The following is a 6626-nucleotide window of genomic DNA, read 5'->3' as shown; positions in this document are numbered from 1 at the left end:
GCGGATGGCACCGCCGCCCCCGGCACCCCTCGAAACCCCCGCACCACGCAAGGAGTACGCACCCATGACCCAGCCCACCGACACCCCCGCCACCGGCGGCCAGGTCATCGACCTGATGGACCGGATGCCGCCGCAGCGGCGCGAGGCCCTGGAGAAGGCGGCCCGCGCCGAGGTCCAGAGCACCGCCTCCGGCATCGCCGACGCCAGCACCGGCACCGTCCAGCTCTCGGACGAGGTCGACGGCCAGGACCTGCCCGTGATCGAGCAGGTCGACGACGTCGCCCGCCGCCGCCTGCGCCTGCACCTGCCCGCCGCGCTGGTCAGCCGCGAGGTCTGGCAGCACCGCCGCGCCGTCCTGACGCACGCCGCCGGCTACCACGCCGCGCGCAGCCCCCTCTACCTCGGCCGTCTGGTCAAGCTGTCGTCCATCGGCCTGTGGACCGAGCTGGGCAGCGCGTGGAGCTACCTGTTCGTCACCGAGTACGGCGAGATGATCGCCGAGGCCCGCGCGCAGGCCAAGGCGAAGGGGTACGCCGACCACAGCGACGTCGCCCAGCTGCGGGCCGAGCGCCGCGCCATCGGCCAGGCCCGCCGCCGGGAGAACCTCACCGTTCTGTCCGCCACCGGCGTCACCTCCTACGTGGCCGTCGTCGTCGCCGTCGCCGAGGTCTGGGGCATGGCCATGGCCGCCCCGGCGCTGCTCCCGGTGGTCGGCGTGATGTACGCGTGCGGGCTGCGTGAGGTGCGGCGCCGGGCCGAGCCGTTCGCCATCTTCGAGCAGGCCGCCGCCGACGAGGACGCGCCGGTGTCGGACTCCACCATCAACGCCGCCCTGCGCAAGGTGAAGGTGCTCGGCGAGGACGAGGTGGCCGAGCTGGTGGGCCCGATCCGGGCCGTGACCATCAACGCGTGCGAGGCCACGCTCAAGCTGCCGTCCGGTGTCACCGCGCCGCGCGTGATCGCCGCCCGGGACGCCCTCGCGGAGGCCCTCAACGTCGAGGCGTCGTGGCTGGACGTGCGGCAGGCCGGCCACCCCAACCGGATCACGCTGTGGATCGCCACCTCCGACCCGTTCGCCGAGGCCCGCGTCTCCCCGCTGGTGGAGGCGCCGGAGCGTCAGGACGTGTGGAACCGGGGCATCCCGATCGGCTTCAACCGGCGCGGTGAGGTCGTCTACCTCAAGCTCAAGCACGTCATGGCCCTGCTGGGCGGTATGTCGCGCACGGGCAAGGGCATGTTGCTGCGGTCGATCATCTGCGGTCTCGGCCTGGACCCGCGGGTAAACATCCGCCTCGCGGCCGGGGCCAAGCCGGGCGAGCACATCGGCTACAGCAAGGTGTGCGCGACCTTCTTCGGCCGTCGGCCGGGGCGCCTGGACCTGGTGCTGGACGCGCTGCTGGTCGAGGCGTACCGCCGGGAGGAGTTCCTGGAGGACGAGGGCCGGGCCAAGCTCAGCGAGAAGGATTTGGAGCAGTTTCCGCTGGAGATCCTCATCATCGACGAGGGCCAGGAGTACACCCAGAACGCGGGGGCGCTCTCGGCCGACATCGTGGCGAAGATCGAGCGTCTGGCCGGGTTCGCCGCCGCGCTGAACATCGTGGTGCTGCTGGTCACCCAGGACCCCGACAAGAACACCGTCCCGCGCAAGTTCAAGTCCAACTCCGCGGTGCGGATCGCGACCAAGACCGGGTCCCCGACCCAGACGAACGCGATCCTCAAGGAGGGCGCGACCGGCAACGGCCTGCGGGCGCACGAGATTCCGTTCGAGCGCAAGGGCCTGACCATCGTCGACATCGACGGTGCCGCGGGCGAGCTGATCCGCTCGTACTTCATCGAGGACGAGGAGTACGACGGGGCCGCGCCGGTCATCGCCGCCGGCCGGGCGCTGCGGGAGAGCTGCGGCCGGGCCCCGGGGCAGTTCGAGGACCCGATCGAGGACTTCCTCCTGGAGGCCACCGGCCTGTCCTCCTCCGGGGGCGGCCCCGGCGGCCGGGGCAAGCCGGGACGGCCGGAGGTCTCCGCGGCCGAGGTGACCGTGCTCGACGTGCTGCTGGGCGCCTTCCCGCCGGGAGTCGACCGGGTGCCGCTGGACGACGTGCGGACCGCTCTCGGCGACTGGGATCAGCAGTGGGCCCCGCGGCCCGAGGAGGAAGCCGCCGCCTACGCCGGGCGGATCGGCAAGGCCCTGGGCGATGCGCTCGCCGAGGAGCTGGCCGGCACCGACGTGACGCTGGAGCCCACCCGGTGGCGCGACGGCGGAAACCGGGTCCGCGGCTACCTCAAGGCCGACGTCGAAGCGGCCTACGAGGCCGCCCGGAAGATCCGCAAATGACCCCTGGGCCGGGTCCTGGCCCAGCGGGCATCACCGCAGGCCAGAGCCTGGCCCGACCGTAGGACACCCGTCGGCGGCCCTGGGACGTGTCCCGGGGCCGCCGGGCCCCGGGACAGGGCTGTCCACCCCTCCCACCTGCGGTTATGTGCCCTGTCCCAGGCCGTGGCCATGCCCCAAACCCGCCTAAAACGATCTTCCCCCGAGGAGTCCCCCCGATCATGAACCGGCCCGCCCGCGCCGATGCCCAGCCCGTCTACACCATCACCCAGCACCGCCCTGCCGACGTGATCGCCGTATCCCCCGGAGCGGCGCCCGTCGCACCGCCCACGGCGGGCGTCGAGCTCGTCACCCTGCCCGGTGGCGAACAGCGCTGGGCCTACGTCCAGCCCGGTCCCCTCCCGGTGCCCGCCGGCCCCGCCCGCCAGCCGGTCCCGGCCTGGGCGAAGACCGCCGCCCTGCTGATGTGGTCGGCCGCCGGCAGCGCCGCCCTCGCCGGGTGGGGCCTCTCACTGGCCGGTCCCTGGCTGGAGGCCCTGGCCTGGGCCCTGGTGGCGTTCGCCGCCGCCGTGACCGTCGTCGCCTTCGTGGTGCGCGGCCTGTTCTCCGGCCTCCGCCGCCGCGGTGGAGGCGGAGGCAACCGGGCCGAGGCCACCGCCACCGCGACCGGCCGGACCGTCCTCGGCGGCAAGGTCACCGCCACCGCAACCGCCATCGCCCGCAGCGAGTAAGGAGAAACCCTTGACCGCCACCCTCACGGTCGCCATCCGCGGCCCGCTCCAGATCAACGGCACCGCCGTGCGGTGCCCCGGACGGGACCGGGCTCCGGCCCCCTTCCGGCTGAGCCTCATGGTGTCCGGCAACGACGTCATGGCCTCCTGCGGCCAGAAGCACCGGGGCGCGGACGGAGGGCGCAAGGCCAGCTGCTTCTTCGCCGTCGAGCAGCTCACCCCCGCCATGGTCCGGCTCATCGCCGACAAGGCCCAGCCCAACCGGGCCTTCCGCGTGACCCTGCCCGGCGGCAAGGTCATCGAGGGCAAGCGCGGCCCCGCCGCCCAGCCCGCCCCGGCGGGCAAGGGCGGGACCGCCGCCGAGTCCTTCGCCGCGAAGAAGGCGGCCGCCCGCGGCGGCAAGGCGGCACCGGCCCGCCGGAGCGGCGGCGGGACGCTGGCCGCCGCACTCAACGCCGTCACGGCCGTGGCCGGCACCGCTACCGCGGCCGCCAACGCGGTCGGAGCCGGGGCCAACGCCATCGGCAAGGGGTTCGACATGGGGCGCGAAGGGTTCCGCACCGGGCAGACCGCCATCAAGGCCGTCGACAGCGCAGGCGCCCGCCGCTTCGCCCGGGACAACGCCAACTCCGGCGGAGACGACGGAGACGGCCAGGCCGACGGCGAGTGACCGCCGCCCCCGGGGGGCCCTGACCGGGGCGCCCCGGGGCCCGCCCTTGCGCATTCGGTTTAAAGCTAGTATTGTTCTTTGTGTTGGAAGGGGGTGGCACCCCGACCGACACCACTACTCGAAACCCGACCTCGGAGGCATCCGTGCGCCGCTTCTCCAAGACCCGCCGCTGCACGCACTGCGACACCTACAACCACGCGCTCCGCCTGACCTGCATGGTCTGCCTGCTGCCGATGCCCGGCGTCACCCGCCTCCAGGCCCGCGCCGCCGGGATCGTGCGGCGGGCCGCCGGCCTGGCCGACACGATCGGCCGCGCGGCGTTCATCGGGCTCACCGCCGTCGCCCTTGTGCGGCGCGGCGCCGAGGTCGACCTGGCCGACCTGGTCCCGGCCCTGGCCGCCTACGGCCTCGCCCAGATCACCGTGCACCTCCTGGACGACGCGGCCGAGTGGATCGCGCCCGGCCCGACCTGGCAGGAGGCGGCCGAGGCCCTGCACGAGACCGAGAAGAAGCTGGCCACGAGCGAGGACCGGGCCGCCGCCGTCGACGAGCTCAACCGGTACGGCGGGGTGTTCCCGGTCATCGGCATCCTGCGCGCGCTCGCGCTGCGCAGCCGGGCCGAGAAGGAAGCGGCCGAGGCCGCCGGTGACACCCAGGAGGCCCTCGCCCAGGAGCGGATGGCGGAGGCGCTGACGGCCGCCGCCCGCGAGATGGACGCCGACGTGGAACGCGCCTGGTCCTGACGGCTGCCCGCGGTCCCGGCGCCCGCCGCCGGGGCCAAGGGGAGCCGGACAGGCCCGTCCGGTTCCGCATCCAGCGACCCGAGGAGACACCGCCCCATGGCGAAGTACGTCGTCACCGCCACCTCCCGCACCGGCCAGAAGGTCAACACCGTCACCGGCGGCCCGAGCGACCAGAAGGCGATCTACAGCGACCAGGAGCTGCGCGAGTTCCAGGCGGCCGCTGCCGCCGACCCGCGCGACCTGGAGGTCACGGTCCGCCCCCTGGACTGACCGCGCCCAGCCCCACCGGGGCGGCGGATGGCACCGCCGCCCCGGCCCCCTCGAAACCCGACACGAAGAAGGGCATCACCCCGTGATCCGCGTCATCTCCTTCGGCTACGGCCACGGCGAGCCCCCGGCCGCCGAAGTCACCTACGACCTGCGCGACCTGCTGCGCAATCCCTTCCACGACCCCGAGCTGAAGCACCTCACCGGCCTGGACCCGGCCGTGTACGAGCACGTCATGGACACCCCGGGCGCCGAGCCCCTCGCCCAGGCCGCCGCCTACCTCGCGGTCGGCCTCAACGAGACCACTGGCGCCGACATCACCGTCGCCTTCGGGTGCGTCGGCGGCCGGCACCGTTCGGTCGGCCTGGCCCGCCGCGTCGGGGAGATCACCCAGCTCACCAACCGGGCCGTCACCGTCGAGCACCGCGACGTCGACCAGGACCTGCTCCCGGCCGGAGTCCACAACCGGACTGAGCCGGAGCCCGAGAGCATCCGCTACACCGCCGACGTGGTCGCCATGACGCCGGACGGCGACGTGCTGCTCATCGAGCGCGGCTGGCCGCCCCACGAGGGCGCGTGGGCCCTGCCCGGCGGCCACGTGGACCAGGGGGAGACCAGCCGCGCGGCGGCGGTCCGGGAGCTGGCCGAGGAGACCGGCGTCCAGGTCCTCGCCGAGGACCTGCGGGAGATCGGAGTCTTCGACCGACCCGACCGCGACCCGCGCGGCCGGTACGTCACCACCGCCTACCTCGCCATCGTCCCCGCCGGCACCCCGATCGTCGCCGGGGACGACGCCCGGACGGTCCGCTGGTGGCCCACCTCCAGCCTGCCGCCGCTGGCGTTCGACCACGCCGACATCCTCGACCAGGCCACCCGCGAGCCCGGCCGGGCGTAGCGGGCTCAAACCGGCCCGGACCGCCTGACCACACCCCCCGGTCCCGCGGCGCTGTCCCAACCCCCCATCCAATCGCCGCCGGGCGGCGACGACACCGCCGCCCGGCACCACGAAGAGAGATCAACAGACATGACTCAGCTTGCCCACCGCGACAGCAGCCCCGAGCGCTCGTTCACCTCGACCGCCGGATACAACGGGCCCGTCCTCGCAGACGTCACCTGCCCGACTGGCGTCGTGTACGTCACCGTCGACCGCTCCGCCGAGGTCGCCGCTGTCCGCGTCCTCACGCAGGACGGTCCCGACAGCCCCGCAGGCAAGGCGGTCCGCGAGACCACCATCAGGCAGAACGCCGAGCACCTGGTCGTCGTCGTGCCGGACGTCCCGCAGGGCGTCGGCGGATTCGGGAACGTCTCGTTCACCTCGTTCGGCGGCGGGGCGACGTTCATCAACGGCGTGCGGTACGACGGCCCGGTGTCCGTCGTCAACGGCCGGGTGATCAGCGGCGGCGGCGCGGTGAACATGACGAACGGCGTCGAGGTGCACATCACCGTGCCCGCCGGGTCTGGCGTCCGCTACCGGTCCGAGAACGGCAGTCTCTACACGTACGGCCCGGTCGCTGCCATCGAGGCGCAGACCAACAACGGCAGCGTCAAGGTCGAGCAGGTCGGCCGCCTCAAGGCCCGCGCGAGCAACGGCTCGGTCAAGGCCGGCACCGTCACCGAGTGGCTCGACGCCGAGACCGACAACGGCTCGGTCAAGGCCGAGGACTACGCCGGGTCCGCCTGTCGCGTCCGTGCGAGTAACGGCTCGGTTGCGCTCACCGTGGCGCGCGGCGCGTCCGGCCGCATCGAGGCCCGCGCCGGCAACGGCAGCGTCAAGCTCTACGGCGTGCGCGGCCGGACTGACCTCGACGTCGACGCCACCGCCGGTAACGGCACCGTCCGGAAGCACTGACCACCCCGACCACCCCGGCGGCCGCCGTATGGGGGGC

7 protein-coding genes are annotated in these 6626 nt (G+C 73.8%); all 7 read left to right on the top strand.

Annotation, left to right across the window (positions count from 1 at the left end; translation table 11 throughout):
- The first annotated feature begins 64 nt into the window (after positions 1 to 64).
- The 7 genes from AC4IJH_RS42935 (at position 65) to AC4IJH_RS42905 (ending at position 6589) form a co-directional block, all read left to right on the top strand.
- Entirely contained in the window at positions 65 to 2332 is a 2268-nt protein-coding gene (locus AC4IJH_RS42935) for a hypothetical protein (RefSeq protein ID WP_490857477.1), read from the top strand.
- Positions 2333 to 2550: 218 nt separating this feature from the next.
- Positions 2551 to 3060, top strand: coding sequence for a hypothetical protein (locus tag AC4IJH_RS42930; RefSeq protein ID WP_330269925.1), 510 nt, complete (start codon positions 2551 to 2553; stop codon positions 3058 to 3060).
- 10 nt (positions 3061 to 3070) lie between these two features.
- Positions 3071 to 3730 carry a hypothetical protein gene (locus AC4IJH_RS42925; protein WP_490857476.1) on the top strand — a complete coding sequence of 220 codons (660 nt, stop codon included), beginning with the start codon at positions 3071 to 3073 and terminating at the stop codon, positions 3728 to 3730.
- A 143-nt stretch (positions 3731 to 3873) separates the two neighbouring features.
- The gene (locus AC4IJH_RS42920; RefSeq protein ID WP_490857475.1) at positions 3874 to 4473 is read left to right on the top strand and encodes a hypothetical protein; all 600 of its coding nucleotides are present in this window, start codon (positions 3874 to 3876) and stop codon (positions 4471 to 4473) included.
- A 96-nt stretch (positions 4474 to 4569) separates the two neighbouring features.
- The gene (locus AC4IJH_RS42915) at positions 4570 to 4743 is read left to right on the top strand and encodes a hypothetical protein (protein WP_203609463.1); all 174 of its coding nucleotides are present in this window, start codon (positions 4570 to 4572) and stop codon (positions 4741 to 4743) included.
- 82 nt (positions 4744 to 4825) lie between these two features.
- On the top strand, positions 4826 to 5635 hold the full coding sequence (locus AC4IJH_RS42910) for a RapZ C-terminal domain-containing protein (protein WP_490857474.1): 810 nt from the start codon (positions 4826 to 4828) through the stop codon (positions 5633 to 5635).
- Between the two features lie 129 nt (positions 5636 to 5764).
- Positions 5765 to 6589 (top strand): DUF4097 family beta strand repeat-containing protein, encoded by an 825-nt coding sequence (locus tag AC4IJH_RS42905; RefSeq protein ID WP_490857473.1) that lies wholly within the window; start codon positions 5765 to 5767, stop codon positions 6587 to 6589.
- The last annotated feature ends 37 nt before the right edge of the window (positions 6590 to 6626 follow it).

The sequence above is a fragment of the Streptomyces sp. UF-297 genome (assembly GCF_058245575.1).
Note: the sequence above shows the minus strand (reverse complement) of the source record. Positions and strands in the feature narration are given on the sequence as shown.